Consider the following 15,794-nt stretch of genomic DNA (forward strand, 5'->3'; position numbering starts at 1 on the left):
GGGAACGTTTGCTTTGCAGTTACCCGGTCTGTGTTATTTAGAGTACCATCATGTTGCAGCGCCTCATATCCGATCGAAAAATACATGTCCTGGTCGCGACGCCGTCGGGCGTTTCGGGCCAGGGCGGCATCGACCGCATCATGGGGGCGCTGAAGCAGGAGTTCGAACGGCAAGAAGTCACCGACATCGATGTGCGCTTCCTTGCCAGTCGTGGCTCGGGGCATGTCGGACTTTCGATCTTCTATATGCTCGGCTTTTGCTTGCGGATGCTTAAAGCGCGTCTGGCTGGACGCGCCGATGTCGTTCATATCAACATCTCAGTCTCCGGCAGCACCTATCGCAAGATGGTGATCGCCGCCTGCGCACGGCTGCTGTCGATACCCTATGTCCTGCATTTGCACGGGGCGCAGTATCAGACATTCTGGAAAGACGATCACGGGTTCATAAGCCGCCGTATCAAAGCTCTGTTCGAGCATGCCGATCGGGTGATCGTTTTGGGCAGGCTTTGGCGCGATTTCGTCGCCAGCCGGGCGCCAGGCGCTGCCGGCAATATCGTGATCGTGCCCAATGCGACCGAAGTCCCGTCGCTGGCGCACGTCGGTGGCGGCGGCCACGTGCATATCCTGTTCCTGGGTCGTATCGGCGACCGCAAGGGCGTACCGCAATTGTTGGACGCGCTGCATCGCATGAACCCCGTCAAGAACTGGCGCGCCACGATTGCCGGCGATGGCGAAATCGATGCGGCACGGGCAAAATCGGCCGGGCTGGGGATCGCAGACCGGATCGCCTTTCCGGGTTGGGTGGGACCCGACGATGTCGCGTCGCTGATCTCTTTCGCGGATATTCTGGTTCTTCCCTCCTTCGCCGAAAACCTGCCTATGTCGGTGATCGAAGGCATGGCAGCCGGTTTGGCGGTGGTGGCAACCCCGGTTGGCGCGGTCGAAGACATAATTACCGACGGGCAATCCGGGCTGCTGGTGCCGCCAGGCGATGTTACTGCGTTGACCGACGCGCTGGGCCGCCTCGTGGAGAGCCCAGCACTGAGGGCGAGGCTTGGTGCCGGTGCCATGGCCGTGCATCGGGAACGGCTTGAACTCGCCCCGTTTGTCGGCGCAATCTGCGATGTCTGGCGGTCGGCGGCGTCAAGCCGTCAACCGGTCAAGCGCTGAGGCTGATGATCGCGGCGGCGCCTCAAGCCCGAATTCGCGGTGGAATATCTCCAAATTCAACAGCGCCCATATCAGCTTTTCGTGGTCTGCGGCACCCGTGGTGTGTTCCGAGACGATTTGATCAAGCTGTTTCGGGCTCAAATAGCTGCGAATGACGGAGTTAGGCGAGCAAAGGTGGTCGTGCACGTAGTTCCTCATCGACCCCCGAAACCAATCGGCGACGGGCACCTTGAATCCGATCTTGCGGCGGTTGAGAATTTCCTCCGGAAGTATGTTGGCCATGCTGCTGCGCAAGATCAGCTTACCCTTCCGCCAACCCACCTTGTAGCGATCGGGCAATTTGCTGACGAACGCAACCAGATCGCGATCGAGGAACGGCATTCTTCCTTCGATTGAACCGGCCATCATCATCCGGTCGCCTCGTTCCAGGAGATTGTCGGGCAACCACGATGTCTGATCGAAAAATAGCGCGCGGCGAAGATGGGATGCTGTCGCGCTTGAGGAAAACGGTAAGTTGTTGCGTCCATTGCGGCAATTGGCCGGCGCACCGATGAGGCGACTGTGTTCCTGCTCTGTCATGGCTCCAAACCAGGAGATCATCCGGGTGGCAAAGTCCCTTTCACCCGCGCTTCGGGCAAATGTATCGAACTTGGCCGATGCGCCAGGCATGGCACGTATCAAAGGGGCGAGGAGGTTGTTGTGGAGCAAGGCTGGAACGAGCGACCGGTAGATTCCAGCCAGTGACTCTGCGCGATGTTTGGGATACCCGCCGAGAACCTCGTCTGCCCCTTCACCTGTGAGCACCATCTTGACGTCCTGTGAGGCTCGCTCCGACATCAGGTAAATCGGAATGTCCGAACTTTGTGAAACGGGCGCCCCCAGATGGCGAATCAACTTCGGCAGGTGGTCAATCAGGTCGTCCGCTTCTATGACCAGTTCGCAATGATCGGTCTTGAAATGATCGGCGACGCGTCGGGCGAATGGAAGTTCACTATAGGCCGGTTCGCTGAAACCGACCGAAAATGTGCGAATGGGCTTGTCGCTGTGCTTGGTCATCAGGGCGACGATTGCTGACGAGTCGAGGCCTCCGGAGAGAAAGGCGCCGAAAGGTGCATCGCTGCGCATTCTGATCTCGACGGAATGGTCGAGCAGTTCCAGAAATCGTCGCTTGGCGGTTTCGTGGTCGATGTCCTCGGTCAGGTCCGTTTGATCTGGAGGCGTATAATAGCGCGTTTCCGTCACAGTCCCTTGCGACCAAACGGCATAGCTTCCGGGGTTGAGCTTGCGGATTTGTTTAAAAAGCGTGCGCGGTCCAGGCACGTAACGCCAGCGCAGGTACTCGTGCACAGCGTCCAAATCGAGTTGCTGCGCATTTGGCTGCGATGACAACAACGCGTTGATCTCTGAGGCAAAGGACAGCAGTTTTTCGCTCTGCATGAGGTAAAGGGGCTTTTTGCCGAACGGATCACGGGCGAGGATCAATTCGTGCCTCTGAGCATCCCAGAGCGCAAAAGCGAACATGCCGCTCAACCGTTCGAACATGGACAAGTGCCACTGATCATAAGCTCTGAGCAGCACCTCGGTATCGGAGCGCGTTCGAAAATGATGACCGAGGCCGATCAGTTCCTGGCGCAGCTCGATATAGTTGTATATTTCGCCGTTGAAAATTATTCTGAGATAGCCGTCCTCGATATGCATCGGCTGATTTGACTCTGGCGCTAAGTCAATAATCGCCAGGCGGCGATGGACCAATGCCAATTGTTCCTCGCCAGTATTCAAGTCCAAGAACTCGATGCCTTCGGCATCGGGACCGCGATGCCGCAATGCATTTGACATTCTGGCGGCCCGCTCTTGTGGGTTCTCGGCCCTTCGGCCGATCCACCCGGCAATTCCACACATTGTTTCCCCCTAGGCGCGCGTATTCCTCACTCCAGTACAACAAATGTATTAAACACTTCGTGGCTAACAGATCGAGCCGCGAGGGAAAAACTGCCACAGGCCGTTCTCGATCCAACCTGGCGTTGAGAGGATCGAAGTTGACGGCTGCTCATCCGCGACGAGAACTGACGGCAATTAGGGCAGGCCCAGTGCCTGCAGCATCTCCGGGTCGGGCACCGGGGGGCCATCGGGCCGGATGAGGCTCATCCCATAGCGATTGGAGAACTCCCAGACAGACCATGGGATCGCGAAGCGTTCGGCCTCTCGGCGCACCGCCTTGAGATAGCGCGAACGGTCGGCCTCGAAGGCGCCCATGCGGCCGTCCGCTGACATGAGAATAGCGCCGAATTCGCCCATGAAGAGCCGCCGGCTTGGAATGCCATGGCCTTCAGCCCAGTCGACGGCCTGACGAAAGCTCGTCTCGAGTTGGCTCTGCCCCCAGTTCTGCTCGAAATATTTCGCTACTGCTTCGCGCGCGGTGGCCATGTTCATCATCTGCTCGACCCTGCTCAAGCCGGCAGCTTCCATCCGCGCCCTAAGGGTTTCGGTCACCACTTCGGGTGTACTGCTGTCGGCAGGCCAGGGAAGTCCCGAAACAAAGCTGTTTGTGTCGTCGGGCCGCTGGTGGGTGAAGCTGTGCGGCTCATACATATGGAAGCTGTAATAGAGGTTTGGGTCATCAAAGCCGGGGCTGAGGTTGACCAGTCCGGCAATGCTGCCGCCGCAGGCGCCGGTCGCAACGATGGTGAGTTCGCTGCTGACCGCTCGAATGTCGTGGACGGTCCCCGCCATGATCCGCTGCCAGTCATCGCTGCCGCTTGGATCGCAAGGGTAATATGCTGGCTCGTTGTAAGGTTCGAGGGCGACTTTGTCGGTGCCTATCTTGACCAGCATGGCGGCGACCGCCACAACCATCTGGCGGTAGCCGGCAACGCCCTCGCTGTCGGCGCCGCCGTAGATCATCTCCATGCTGTAGTCCGGAACCTGAGTGACGCCATGCAGGTCGAAAACCACCTTGAGGCCGGTCGACGTGATCCGCTCGACGGCGGCGGCAAGTATGTCCAGCGCCTGCTGCCGCCTGGCGCCCTCGCTGGCAAGCAGAGGGCCGGGATCGACGCTCAGCCGGACGAAGTCGAAGCCCATCGATCGGATGTGGGCAAACACCTCCCCGGCCGGCCAATCGGTGAACGGCCTGCTTCCCGCAAGCCACTCCTTTTCGCTGCGATAGGGCGGCCAAACGTAGGTTCCGTCTTTCTCCACCGGCGACCAGTTGAGCCACTCATGCACGCCAACGCCGCGCTTGAGAGGGATGGGCGCTGCCTCGGCCGCCATAACCAAGGCGAGCACCCAGGCAACAACACACACCGCTTTTCTCATCGCTCTCTCCGCATGGTGCCGGAGATATTAACCGCAACGAACGGGAAAGAAGATTGCCGGCGCGCAGCTTTTCGACGGCATGGTATACAAGGACCGAAACGTTGACGGGGCGTGCATGAGAATCGGCTGGTACATCAACCGATTGCGCAGCATGGGACCGGCCGAGGTGTTGCACCGGCTGAGCGAGCAACGTCGAAGGATCGCGTCGCGCCGCCGCGATGATGGGTGGGAGCGCTATCCATCGCTGCAGTTGCACCCGGTGCTGCCGGGATTTCGCCACGCTGTGCTGGCAGCGACCGACGCTCAACGGCAAGCCATAGCGGCGGCCGCGCAAGAGACGCTTCAGGGCCGGTTTTCGGCACTCGGGCGGACATGGCCAAAGCGCGAGCCCGATGTTTTGTTTCCTGCTGAGCTTTGGCGTCTTGATCCGGTGACCGGCAGGCTTTGGCCTGGCTCCGAGGCTCATACTTTCGACATCGATTTTCGCCATGGCGGCGACCTTGGCGATATAAAATATGTCTGGGAAATCAACCGGCTGCAGCAATTGCCGCCACTGGCTGCACACCTGCTCCTCAGCGAGGACAATCGGTCCCGGAGGGCCATTGAGGTGGCAATCGGCAGTTGGCATTCCGCCAATCCGCCGTTCCGAGGCATTGGCTGGGCGTCCGGCATCGAGGTAGCGCTGCGAGCCATCAGCCTGATCGTCACCCTGGACCTCGTTGGCGACCGGCTTGACCCGACGACCCTGCGGAAAGCCGGTGAGATACTCGCGGCAAGCGCCTATTGGCTGCCGCGGTTTCCATCGCGATATTCCTCCGCCAACAACCATCTCGTCGCAGAATTGGCTGGCGAATATCTGGTCGGCCTGGCGCTCGGGGCCGAATCCGAAATCGCCCACGGCGCCCTCCTGAATGAGACGCACAAGCAGATACTCGCCGACGGCGCCGGTGCCGAGCAAACGCCGACCTACGCAGCCTTCAGCGCCGAACTCATCTTGCTGTGCGCCGCCGCGGCACGCCAGGCGGGAACGCCGTTTCCCCACGCTGTCGAAGCGCGTCTGGGTGCCTTCGCCAATTTCGTCGGCTGGCTGCCACTGAAAGCCGCCCGCTTCGGCGACGACGATGAGGGCCGCGTGCTGAAGCTGGGGGACGAGCCGAACTATATCCGATCCGTCGCGGCCGCCATCCAAAGCTTACTGGGGACGCCGGGCAACGCGCCGGGGCCCGACGACTTTCGTTCGCTTTTCTTTGGTGCGCCGTCGGGCCCGGCACCGGCGGTGCATGGCTTGCAGACATTCGCGCGAGGTGGGCTCTCCGTCTGGCGCGGAGCAATGAATGGCCGCGATGTCGAACTGACGTTCGACCATGGGCCGCTCGGCTATCTCTCGATAGCGGCGCACGGCCATGCCGACGCGCTGTCGCTCACCCTGTGCATCGACGGTGAGCCGGTGCTGGTCGATCCGGGCACCTGGCTCTACGGTTCGGGAGGCGCATGGCGCGACTGGTTCCGCTCCACGCCGGCGCACAACACGCTGAACATCGAGGGTAAAAACCAAAGCACCATCGCTGGGAATTTCAACTGGTCGCACAAGGCAGTTGCGACGCTGGTGGACAGCGAGCCTGGAACGCACTGGAGGCTGTGTGGCCGGCACGACGGCTATAGAAGCCGCTTCGGCGTCATGCATCAGCGCACTTTGGCGCGCCAGGCCGATGGCATCCTCATCACCGACCAACTGCTCAGCGGCAAGCATCAGTCCGAGATCGTCTTCCAACTGGCCGCCGGCCTCCATACCGACCGGCATGAAAACACGGTCACGGTGTTGCGCGGCGACGAGGCGCTATTGGCCATCCGCTTTCCTGATGCCGCGCTCGATATCCGCGCCGGCGGTGACATGCCGGGGCAGGGCGGTTGGGTTTCACTGCGTTTTGGTACCAGGCAGCAAGCCGAACGCCTCGCCTGGCACGGTGAAGTGGGCGAAGCCGGAATCCATATCCATCTTGCTCCAATTCACCCGCCGCAACGGCAAAAACCGGCGCCAACGTAGAGTTGCCGGGCGAGTTCCAGCCGTATTCGACATTAATTACGTTTGGACATTTAGCGGTTTCGTTACTGTTGATCTGCTAGTCTCGCACCATCCAGCCTGCTTTGCCCGCTGCGCCCGCAACAGCCACTGGTTGCAGGCGGCGTAGCGGGTTTGGCGGGAATTTCGTGCTTTGCAATTCGCCCCAGGAGCCGCTGCAACGATGTTTTCCGAATTTGCCAGAGCGATTGTGGAAAAGCTTTCGAACGTCAATCTGACCACGCTCGGCCTGCTTCTCCTCACCGCACTGGGCAGCGCGGTGATCGCCTACTGGCGAACTGCCGAACATAAATCCCTCAGGGATTTTTTCGATTTCGCCTTCCCGGCGGAAGTCATCCTGCATCCGTCGGCGCGAGCCGACGCCCTGTTCTGGATCACGAAACGGGCGATGATGCCCTTCCTGCTCATTCCTGCCGGCGTCACCTTCGTCGTCGCGGTGGGCTACGGCACACGCGAGGCAATCGGCTGGCTCCTTAACACCCACGCGCCGCTTCTCGGCGGCCCGGCGGGACCGATGACGATCGTCATCTTCACCGCAACCATGCTGGTCGCCTATGATATTTCATACTACCTCTACCACGTCGCCCAGCACCGCTTCCCGTTCCTGTGGGAATTGCACAAGGTGCATCATTCGGCCGAGGTGATGGTGGGGATCACCAAGGACCGGGTTCATCCGCTGGACGATCTGATGAACCGTATGTGGGATGGCGTCATCCCGGGCATCTGCTTCGGCATCTGGAGCCTCATTGCACTCGATCCGGTAGAGGTCGCTATCTTCGGCATCAACGTCTACGTCATCCGCAACATCCTGATGATGGATTTTGTTCGCCATACGCATCTCAAGATCTCGTTCGGCCCGTTGAACAACATCATCTTGTGTCCGCACTGGCACCAGGTGCATCACAGCATCGACCCACGTCATTATGACAAGAATTTCGGCCTGCTTTTTTCGTTCTGGGATCGTCTGTTCGGAACGCAATTTGTCCCGGAACCGGATGAAGACCTGAAATTTGGCCTGATCGATCGCGATGTGCGCGATTATCAGTCGCTCTTTGGGCTCTACATCCTGCCGCTCAAGAAGATGGCAAGGCATGTCATGCGACTGTTTCACAGGCGGCCCAATGTGGTCGCGCAGCCACAGGACAGTTCTCCTTCATGAACACCGCTGTTTCCATCGACGTCTTAGGCGCGGAGCGCCTGGAAATCGTCCGTTCGGCGGATCGCCTGGCTGCGGTCGAAGCCGCTTGGATGGACCTTTGGCATCGTACCGACGGGCTGATCTTTCAAAGCCATGCCTGGATTTCGGCATGGTGGAGTACCGTACAACGCCGTGACCAGCGCGCGTTGCGGATCGGCCTGGTGTGGAAGGGCGAGAAACTCGTTGCCGTCGTTCCGCTGGCGATCGGCAGGCGCAGGGGGCTGCGGTTTCTCGAATGGGCGGCCGGCAGCTATACCGACTATGGAGATATTCTCGTTGCCCCGGACTGCTCGTTGTCGGCGCTGCAGGAGCTATGGAGCCAACTCTGCGATGCCGGTGGCTTCGATCTTGCCCTGATCAATCGTCTCTCACCGGATGCGGCGGCCCGCAAAATTTTCACGCCGGGAGCTTCCAGCGGCATCAGGCTTCGTCCGTTTCACCGAACGGAAGTCAGCTATCGCGTTGCCGGACAATGGGAAAGCGGAGCGGCATGGTTCGCGGATCAGTCGAAAAAGACGCGCCAGAACTATCGGCGCGGCATCAAAGCGCTGGAAGAAACCGGAGAGGTGAGATTTCGCCTGCTTGCCCCCGACGAGCCGCTGCAACCGGTACTGGAGCGCCTCGCGGCCTTGAAGCGGAAATGGCTGACCGAGCGCATGCGTGAGTCCGACCTGTTCGAAGAGGGCGTGCCGGTACTCGCCGCGCTCGTCGACGCGCTGGCGCACGCCGGCGTGCTGCATATCTTCGTCCTGGAATGCAATGGCATAATGGTCGCGGTGTCGATCAACTTCGTCCAGCACGACGTGATGATGGCCTTCGTAACGACCTTCGATCCGGATTTCGGCCGGGCGTCGCCGGGTGTGATCCTGTTGATGGATTACGTACAGTGGTCGATCGATCACGGCTTGAGCGTGGTCGATTTCCTCTGTGGTGCAGAGTCGTTCAAACACAAATTCTCAACGCAGGCGGTTACGCTGGAATCCGTCATCGGAACGCGCACGGCACAGGGCGCGCTTGCATCCCTTGCCGATCGTGTCCTTCAGACCGTCAGGCACATGCGCGAGCGTTCATTGGCACCACCAGAGGGGCGCGATATCCCCGCCCAAGCCGAAGCAGCCTTGGACTAGCGGGATGCTGGCAAAAAAGCTCAAATGAAGCGCGGTATTAGACCGTTTTGCGGCGTGGTGCGGTCGCCGAGGTCGAGGAAGATTTCGTCGATGTAGCACCATCCCCAGCTTTCCGGCGGATCGTAGCCTTCGATGACGGGATGGCCGGTTGCCCGAAAATGCTTGGTGGCATGACGGTTGGGCGAGTCGTCGCAGCAGCCGACATGGCCGCATGTGCGGCAGAGCCGCAGATGCACCCACTGCGAACCGCTCTTCAGGCATTCCTCGCAGCCGAGCGCGCTCGGCGTCACGTCGCGAATGTCCCCGGCATGCCTGCATTCGTCCGCCATCATGCGCTCCTGGCCAGTTGAGGCGCCATGGCGAGACTGCCGCCTTGCGCGAGATATGCATGCAGCGCCGCAACCACCTGGGCACCTTCACCGACGGCAGCGGCGACGCGCTTGATCGAGCCAGCGCGCACGTCGCCGATGGCGAACACGCCGCTGCGGTTCGTCTCCAGCGCACCCGCTTGGCCAATGTCCGGCCCAGTGCGCACGAAGCCCTTCGCGTCCAACGCCAAGCCGCATTGCGCCAGCCAATCGGTGTTCGGATCGGCGCCGATGAACAGGAAGAGATGGTGGATCGGACGTGCTGTCTCCGTGTCGCGGTTGCGCCAGCGTACATTGCCAAGATTGCCGTCGTCGCCTTCCAGCGCCGTGATCTGGGTCTCAGCCAGCACCTCGATGTTCGGCTGTGCCCTGACGCGCTCCACCAGATAGCGCGACATGCTCGCATCCAGGCTGCTGCCGCGCGCCAGCAGCCATACCTTCTTCACATGCGCCGCCAGATAGACAGCAGCCTGGCCAGCCGAATTGCCGGCGCCGACCAGGGCCACCTCTTGCCCGGCGCAAAGCCGGGCTTCGATCGGCGAAGCCCAATAGTGCACGGAGGTTCCCTCGAATTGCGCCAGGTTTGCCATATCAAGGCGGCGATAGCGCGCTCCGCTGGCGATCACCACCGACCGTGCCCGCACGGTCTCCCCGCCGCCGACGGCGAGCGTGTAATGGGCGCCCGGCGTGTCGCTTGCACTGCCCAGCCGCTTCGCCTCGTCCGGTATCACCATTTCGACGCCGAATTTCTGCGCCTGATTGTAAGCGCGCGCCATCAGCGCCATTCCCGAAATGCCGGTCGGGAAGCCGAGATAGTTCTCGATGCGCGAGGAGGCGCCCGCCTGTCCACCAAAGGCACGGCAATCGAGCACGATCGTCGACAGCCCTTCGGAAGCCGCATAGACGGCCGCCGCGAGGCCGGCTGGTCCGGCGCCGACAATGGCCACGTCGTACAGCTTGTCGGCGTCGATCGGCCTCACCAGGCCGATGCAGCGGGCGAGCTCGTTCTCTCCGGGATTGAGCAGCAGCTTGCCGTTCGGGCAGAGCACGATCGGCAAATGGTGGATATCGACATGGAAGCGTTCGATCAGCGTCTTGGCGCAGGGATCGGTAGCGGAATCGAGAACCCGATGCGGCTGACCGCTGCGGGCTAGGAAACCTTGCAGCCGCAATACGTCACCGCTGTCGACCGGTCCGACAATGATCGGTCCGGCTGTGCCGCTCTCGAGCAGGCCGACACGGCGCAGGATCAGCGCCCGCATGATGCGCTCGCCGAGGTTTGCTTCCTGTACCATCAGGTCCCGCAGCCTTTGCGAGGCGATGACGAGCGCCTCGACCGGCTCGACCGCCTCCACATCCACCAGTGAGGGCCGGGCTGAAAGCTGCGCCAGCTCGCCGACGAAATTGCCCGCACCGTGCGTGACGATCGTTTCGCGCCGGCCGAAGCTGCCGCCCTGGATTATATCCACTTTGCCGGACAGGACCACGATCAGACCGGGCGCCAGCTCACCGGCTTTGACGATCTGTTCGCCTGCAGCATAGGACACGGCTTCGCCGAAACGGCCCATGCGGTCCAGGTCAGGTTCAGCCAGCGCGGGAAACATCTGATCGCGACGGGCAATGGAGATCGGATTGGCAGATTGAGACATGGTTCGAGCCTATCGCCGCTGTCCGACAGATTGAAGCGGTTTTTTGCGGCTTGCGGGCCGTAGGAACCTAACCCGCCTGTCGGTAAACGCTGCGCCCCTTCGCTTCGCATTTCACTGACAGCGGGCCGTGCGCCGGTGCCGTCGCGAGGTGCCTCACATTCCGTTGCATCTCCCTGATTTGTTTGATTTGCGTATTCCGGCAAACCCGACGCATGCTGCTTCGGCCGGCGCCTGTCTAAGCCGGCCAGGCCCGGCGCGCCGTCCTGTGTCAAACTCTCGGCCGCCGGGCTTCTGAACAGGAGAAACGGCCTGCGTCCGCTAGGCGGCTACCTGAAGCACGATCTTGCCGCGCGTATGCTGCTTCTCGAGCCGTTCCTCGGCTTTGGCGACGTCCTCGAGAGGATAGATTGCCTGCACGAACGGCCTGACCTTCCCGGCGTCGATGAGGCGGCTGATTTCGGCAAGCTGTGCTGCGTTCGGCTTGGTCAGATAGGAGACGCCGCGAGCCCGATGCTGGCGGGCCTTTTCCGCCGACGGTTCGGAAAGCGTTGAGACGAGCGTGCCGCCGGGTTTGAGCACGTCCCACGAGCGGTCCTGTGTTTCACCTGCTACTAGGTCGAAGACAAGGTTGACGTCCTCGACAACCTCCTCGAAGCGCTGGTTCTTGTAGTCGACCGCCTGGTCGGCGCCAAGCGCGCGGACGAAATTGAAATCCTGCGCGGAAACGGTCGTCGCGACGAAGGCGCCCGCAACCTTTGCAAACTGCACCGCCAGATGACCGACGCCGCCGGCGCCACCATGGATGAGGACCCGCTGCCCGGATTTGAGGCCGCCGTGATCGAAAAGGCCTTGCCACGCGGTAAGGCCCGCAAGCGGCACGGCGGCGGCTTCGGCGTGGTTTAAGCGTTGCGGCTTCGCCGCCGCCTCCGTTGCCTTGACGACGACATATTCGGCGTTGCCGCCGCGGTCGTTGCCGAGCATGGCATATAGCGGATCGCCCTTCTTCAGCGTATGGGCCCGCGTGCCGCACAGTTCCACCACGCCGGATACGTCACGGCCGAGCGTGACGGGCAGATCCGCGCCCGAAGAGCCCTCGCGAACCTTGTAGTCGACGGGATTGACGCTTGCCGCGTAGACCTTGAGCGTGACCTCGTCGTCATGCGGCTGAGGCAACGGAACCGCGTCCAGCGAAAGAGCCTCCGGTCCACCAAAATCGTGGATACGGACGGCCTTCATGGTAATCATGGCTTGCTCCTCGTCGGTTTGCGGTCCAGTTCGCCTCTGAACAGTTTCACCGGCAGGCTGGCGTCTATCCGGCCGGCGGTTCGGTCGTGGCAAGGCCGGTCGACGGTGCGCCGTCAGTGTATCGTTTGCGAATGCTCGCCGCCGGGTTGCGAGATGCCGCTTAGCGCTTCACCGGCTCTCGCCGTCTCGCTGTTGGTGGCGAGGTCGCCCAGCGAAACGATGCCGACCAGGCGCTTGTCGCGATTAAGCACCGGCAACCGGCGCACTTTCAGATCAGCCATGTTGCGCAGAACATCCTCCGCGTCTTCGTCGTCGAAGCAATACCTGACCTCGGTGCTCATCACTTCCCGTACCTTGGCGTCAGGTGTCTTGCCTTGGGCGACGCCGCGGATTGCGATGTCGCGATCGGTTATCATGCCGACGAGCCGGTCGTTCTCGCCCACCGGCATCGCGCCGGCGTCGAGGCGACCCATCATTTCTGCCGCATCACGTAGGGTTTGCTGCGGACTGGCGATCTCGACGTCCTTTGTCATGCAGTTGCCAACTTTCATTTTAACCTCCGTTGGTTGCAGGCCCTGCCGCCGAATTCCGTGATGGAAGGGTGAATGAGCGCCAGCGCAAAACGTTCCATGGCAAGACCCGTTTCGAGCGCTCCGCCAAATCACCCTTGCCATCCTCCACTCCGACCGCCCTTCAGGCGGTCGGCCCGGGAAAAGTCGGTTCCGAAGGAATTTCGGAAGGGGTGCCAGGAGGAATCCCGATTGGCTCCTGGTCCGGCATTGGAATTGGATCCGGCGAGGGTGGGGGTACGCCTGGAGGTTCTCCCGGCGGAGTCTCCGGCGGGGCAGGCGGCCGGGCCGGCTCGGGATTGGGATTGTCCGGCAGTGGATTCGGGTTGTTCGGATCGGGATTGTCCATCGATCACTCCCCTGACATCTGTGGCCTGATCTCCGCTCAGAGTGGGTTGTCGCAGCGGCAATCAGGCTCTCTTGTCCTAAACCAAGGGGAAGCAAAAGCGTTCCCGATTCCGAGGCCAAGCGCGGTGCGAATCTATCGGGCGGTTCCCAGGCTGGCATACATTCCGTTGGTGCGGAATTGCGTCGGGTTGATGCCGTAGAGGCGGCGGAAGACCTTCGAAAAATAATTGGCATCCTCGAAGCCGCACATGATGGCGACTTCCTTGACCGGCAGGAAATCGGCCTTCGTCAGCAACTTCGCCGCGCGCTGCAGTCGCTGCTGCAGCACGAATTCGGCGGGCGGAAGACCTTCACTCTCGGCGAAGCAGCGCGAGAAATGCGCGCGGCTCAGGCCGCTGATCTCGGCGAGATCGGCAACGCGGAGCGGCCTGTCGAGATTGGCCTTGATGTGATCGATGACCGGTTGCATGGCGCTCTTGTCGTCGGTGACGGCATGCGAGCCGAAGACATCGTCGTAGAGCGCCATGGCGGCTTCATAGGCGACAGCCGAGGCGGCTCCGGGCGAGACCGCGCCTGTGATCAGGCGTACGCTGCAATCCGCGAGATGATCGATCGTCGAGGGCTTCAGCCGAAGCACCGGACCGACGGCGGCAAGGATCGACTTGTGAATGCGCAGTGCCTCCTCGCCGTTCATCGATATCCAGAAGAATTCCCAGCGTTCGCCCCTGGCCAGCCAGTAACGGTGGTTGTGCGGCACGAGAACCAGCAACGTATCGCCCCTTTGCAGACGGTAGTTCCGGTTCTCGTAGCGCAATCGGCCGATGCCGCTGATCGTGTGCTGGAGCACGGTAAACGGCGTCTGGCCGCGCCTGCGCCCATCCCAGTCGTAGACCTCGTTCTCGCGCACTTCATAGCCCGTGCTTGTCGGCATGGTGTGCAGGCGCTGGCGGCCGCGCGGCAGCGATACCGTCCTGCCCGCCGGCCCGGCGTCGATCAAGTTCCGCAGCACAAAATTACCCCTAAAAGCATAATCCTTCTCTGGTCGCGTGCTGAATTAGGCGCATAATCCCTCGAGGAAAGCAAAAGAAACCGCGGTCAAAGAGCGGACGGGAGGAAGCGCCGGAGTCCAGCCTGCACGCCATGGCAGGCGGGCCAGGCCTGTTTTCGCCGCCTTTGCCCTAACATTCGATCAGGTCGAGGTGAGACTGATGAGTTTCAAGATCGCTATCATCGGTGCGGGAAGCGTCGGCTTCACCAAGAAGCTCTTCACCGACATTTTGTGCGTTCCTGAATTCAGGGATGTCGAATTCGCGCTGACCGATCTCAGCGAGCGCAATCTCCAGATGATCAAGTCGATCCTCGACAGGGTCGTCGAATTCAACAGGCTGCCGACCAAGGTTACAGCAACGACCGACCGCCGTGCTGCCCTCGAGGGTGCCCGCTACGTCATCAGCTGCGTTCGCGTCGGCGGTCTCGAAGCCTATGCCGACGACATCCGCATTCCGCTGAAGTATGGCATCGACCAATGCGTCGGCGACACGATTTGCGCCGGCGGCATCCTCTACGGCCAGCGCAACATTCCGGTGATCCTCGATTTCTGCAAGGATATCCTCGAAGTCGCCGAGCCTGGGGCGAAATTCCTGAACTACGCCAACCCGATGGCCATGAACACCTGGGCGGCGATCGAATATGGCAAGGTCGATACCGTCGGCCTCTGCCACGGCGTCCAGCACGGCGCCGACCAGATCGCCGAAGTGCTCGGCGCCAAGTCGCGCACCGAACTCGATTACATCTGCTCCGGCATCAATCACCAGACCTGGTTCATCGACCTGCGTCTCAACGGCCGCAAGATCGGTAAGGACGAGCTGGTTGCCGCCTTCGAGGCGCATCCGGTCTATTCGCAACAGGAAAAGCTGCGCATCGACGTCCTGAAGCGGTTCGGCGTCTATTCGACCGAAAGCAACGGCCATCTTTCCGAATACCTGCCCTGGTACCGCAAGCGGCCGGACGAAATCACCCGCTGGATCGACATGTCCGACTGGATCCACGGCGAGACCGGCGGCTACCTTCGTTATTCGACCGAAACGCGCAACTGGTTCGAAACCGAATTCCCGCAATTTCTGGAATCCGCCGCGAGGCCGATCGATCCTGCCAAGCGCTCCAACGAGCATGCCAGCCATATTCTCGAGGCGCTGGAGACGAACCGCGTTTATCGCGGTCATTTCAACGTCAAGAACAATGGCATCATCGCCAACCTGCCGCAGGATGCGATCGTCGAGTCGCCCGGCTTCGTCGATCGCTTCGGTATCAACATGGTGGCCGGCATCACGCTGCCGGAGGGCTGCGCCGCCACTTGCATTTCCTCGATCAACGTCCAGCGCATGTCGGTTCATGCGGCAATCTCCGGCGATATCGACCTGCTGAAGCTCGCGGTCCTGCACGACCCACTGGTCGGCGCGGTTTCGACCCCGGAAGAGGTTTGGCAAATGGTGGACGAGATGGTCGTCGCCCAGGCCCGCTGGCTGCCGCAATATGCCGATGCGGTGCCGGCCGCGAAGGAACGGCTTTCGAAATCCAGGGTCAAGACCCGAGAATGGGCCGGTGCGGCACGGCGCGACGTCCGTTCGATCGAGGAATTGCGTGCGGAAAAAACGGCTCTCAAGCAGGCCGTCTGAATTTCATCGGGACGGATTGCGGTAAAGTTTCGGAGGGATTTTCGGCGCCGC

The 15,794-nt window shown here is 61.3% G+C and carries 12 protein-coding genes; 5 read left to right on the forward strand and 7 right to left on the reverse strand.

Annotated features, from left to right (window positions below; genetic code table 11):
* Window positions 1-50: 50 nt before the first annotated feature.
* Window positions 51-1,169, forward strand: a complete 1,119-nt coding sequence (locus NKH89_RS19380) for a glycosyltransferase family 4 protein (protein ID WP_023720691.1) — start codon at window positions 51-53, stop codon at window positions 1,167-1,169.
* Here the strand turns inward: NKH89_RS19380 and asnB are convergent.
* On the reverse strand, window positions 1,143-3,068 hold the full coding sequence (gene asnB, locus NKH89_RS19385) for an asparagine synthase (glutamine-hydrolyzing) (protein ID WP_352494482.1): 1,926 nt from the start codon (window positions 3,066-3,068) through the stop codon (window positions 1,143-1,145). The two genes, NKH89_RS19380 and asnB, sit on opposite strands and share 27 nt — an antisense overlap.
* Before the next feature lie 174 nt (window positions 3,069-3,242).
* Entirely contained in the window at window positions 3,243-4,484 is a 1,242-nt protein-coding gene (locus NKH89_RS19390; RefSeq protein WP_023720689.1) for a glycoside hydrolase family 5 protein, read from the reverse strand.
* A gap of 115 nt (window positions 4,485-4,599) precedes the next feature.
* Here NKH89_RS19390 and NKH89_RS19395 point away from each other — a divergent pair, with 115 nt between their 5' ends.
* From NKH89_RS19395 to NKH89_RS19405, 3 genes are all read left to right on the forward strand, one after another.
* The gene (locus NKH89_RS19395; protein ID WP_352909580.1) at window positions 4,600-6,528 is read left to right on the forward strand and encodes a heparinase II/III family protein; all 1,929 of its coding nucleotides are present in this window, start codon (window positions 4,600-4,602) and stop codon (window positions 6,526-6,528) included.
* 199 nt (window positions 6,529-6,727) lie between these two features.
* Complete coding sequence (locus tag NKH89_RS19400) at window positions 6,728-7,723, forward strand: sterol desaturase family protein (RefSeq protein ID WP_352909582.1); 996 nt, start codon at window positions 6,728-6,730, stop codon at window positions 7,721-7,723.
* 332 nt (window positions 7,724-8,055) lie between these two features.
* Window positions 8,056-8,889 (forward strand): GNAT family N-acetyltransferase, encoded by an 834-nt coding sequence (locus NKH89_RS19405; RefSeq protein ID WP_352909584.1) that lies wholly within the window; start codon window positions 8,056-8,058, stop codon window positions 8,887-8,889.
* 20 nt (window positions 8,890-8,909) lie between these two features.
* Here NKH89_RS19405 and NKH89_RS19410 read toward each other — a convergent pair whose 3' ends face one another.
* From NKH89_RS19410 to NKH89_RS19430, 5 genes are all read right to left on the reverse strand, one after another.
* Window positions 8,910-9,221, reverse strand: a complete 312-nt coding sequence (locus tag NKH89_RS19410; protein ID WP_352494477.1) for a UBP-type zinc finger domain-containing protein — start codon at window positions 9,219-9,221, stop codon at window positions 8,910-8,912.
* Complete coding sequence (locus NKH89_RS19415; RefSeq protein ID WP_352494476.1) at window positions 9,218-10,906, reverse strand: FAD-dependent oxidoreductase; 1,689 nt, start codon at window positions 10,904-10,906, stop codon at window positions 9,218-9,220. The genes NKH89_RS19410 and NKH89_RS19415 overlap by 4 nt, the downstream gene beginning before the upstream one ends.
* A 318-nt stretch (window positions 10,907-11,224) precedes the next feature.
* On the reverse strand, window positions 11,225-12,151 hold the full coding sequence (locus tag NKH89_RS19420) for an NADP-dependent oxidoreductase (RefSeq protein WP_245278648.1): 927 nt from the start codon (window positions 12,149-12,151) through the stop codon (window positions 11,225-11,227).
* A 113-nt stretch (window positions 12,152-12,264) separates the two neighbouring features.
* Window positions 12,265-12,702, reverse strand: a complete 438-nt coding sequence (locus NKH89_RS19425; protein WP_352494474.1) for a CBS domain-containing protein — start codon at window positions 12,700-12,702, stop codon at window positions 12,265-12,267.
* A 499-nt stretch (window positions 12,703-13,201) separates the two neighbouring features.
* Complete coding sequence (locus tag NKH89_RS19430; protein WP_084642854.1) at window positions 13,202-13,999, reverse strand: helix-turn-helix domain-containing protein; 798 nt, start codon at window positions 13,997-13,999, stop codon at window positions 13,202-13,204.
* A 277-nt stretch (window positions 14,000-14,276) separates the two neighbouring features.
* On the opposite strand from NKH89_RS19430, the gene NKH89_RS19435 reads away from it, so the two are divergent.
* A complete protein-coding gene (locus NKH89_RS19435; RefSeq protein ID WP_352494473.1) occupies window positions 14,277-15,743 on the forward strand; it encodes an alpha-glucosidase/alpha-galactosidase in 1,467 nt (488 codons plus the stop codon).
* Window positions 15,744-15,794 lie beyond the last annotated feature (51 nt).

This window comes from Mesorhizobium sp. M0923 (assembly GCF_040319365.1).
Lineage (GTDB): Bacteria > Pseudomonadota > Alphaproteobacteria > Rhizobiales > Rhizobiaceae > Mesorhizobium.

What these genes read in the sequence shown, in the direction of transcription:
- NKH89_RS19380 (WP_023720691.1), top strand. Translation starts at nt 51, where the DNA reads ATGTTGCAGCGCCTCATATCCGATCGAAAAATACATGTCCTGGTCGCG.
- asnB (WP_352494482.1), bottom strand. Translation starts at nt 3,068, where the DNA reads ATGTGTGGAATTGCCGGGTGGATCGGCCGAAGGGCCGAGAACCCACAA.
- NKH89_RS19390 (WP_023720689.1), bottom strand. Translation starts at nt 4,484, where the DNA reads ATGAGAAAAGCGGTGTGTGTTGTTGCCTGGGTGCTCGCCTTGGTTATG.
- NKH89_RS19395 (WP_352909580.1), top strand. Translation starts at nt 4,600, where the DNA reads ATGAGAATCGGCTGGTACATCAACCGATTGCGCAGCATGGGACCGGCC.
- NKH89_RS19400 (WP_352909582.1), top strand. Translation starts at nt 6,728, where the DNA reads ATGTTTTCCGAATTTGCCAGAGCGATTGTGGAAAAGCTTTCGAACGTC.
- NKH89_RS19410 (WP_352494477.1), bottom strand. Translation starts at nt 9,221, where the DNA reads ATGATGGCGGACGAATGCAGGCATGCCGGGGACATTCGCGACGTGACG.
- NKH89_RS19415 (WP_352494476.1), bottom strand. Translation starts at nt 10,906, where the DNA reads ATGTCTCAATCTGCCAATCCGATCTCCATTGCCCGTCGCGATCAGATG.
- NKH89_RS19420 (WP_245278648.1), bottom strand. Translation starts at nt 12,151, where the DNA reads ATGATTACCATGAAGGCCGTCCGTATCCACGATTTTGGTGGACCGGAG.
- NKH89_RS19425 (WP_352494474.1), bottom strand. Translation starts at nt 12,702, where the DNA reads ATGAAAGTTGGCAACTGCATGACAAAGGACGTCGAGATCGCCAGTCCG.
- NKH89_RS19430 (WP_084642854.1), bottom strand. Translation starts at nt 13,999, where the DNA reads ATGCCGACAAGCACGGGCTATGAAGTGCGCGAGAACGAGGTCTACGAC.
- NKH89_RS19435 (WP_352494473.1), top strand. Translation starts at nt 14,277, where the DNA reads ATGAGTTTCAAGATCGCTATCATCGGTGCGGGAAGCGTCGGCTTCACC.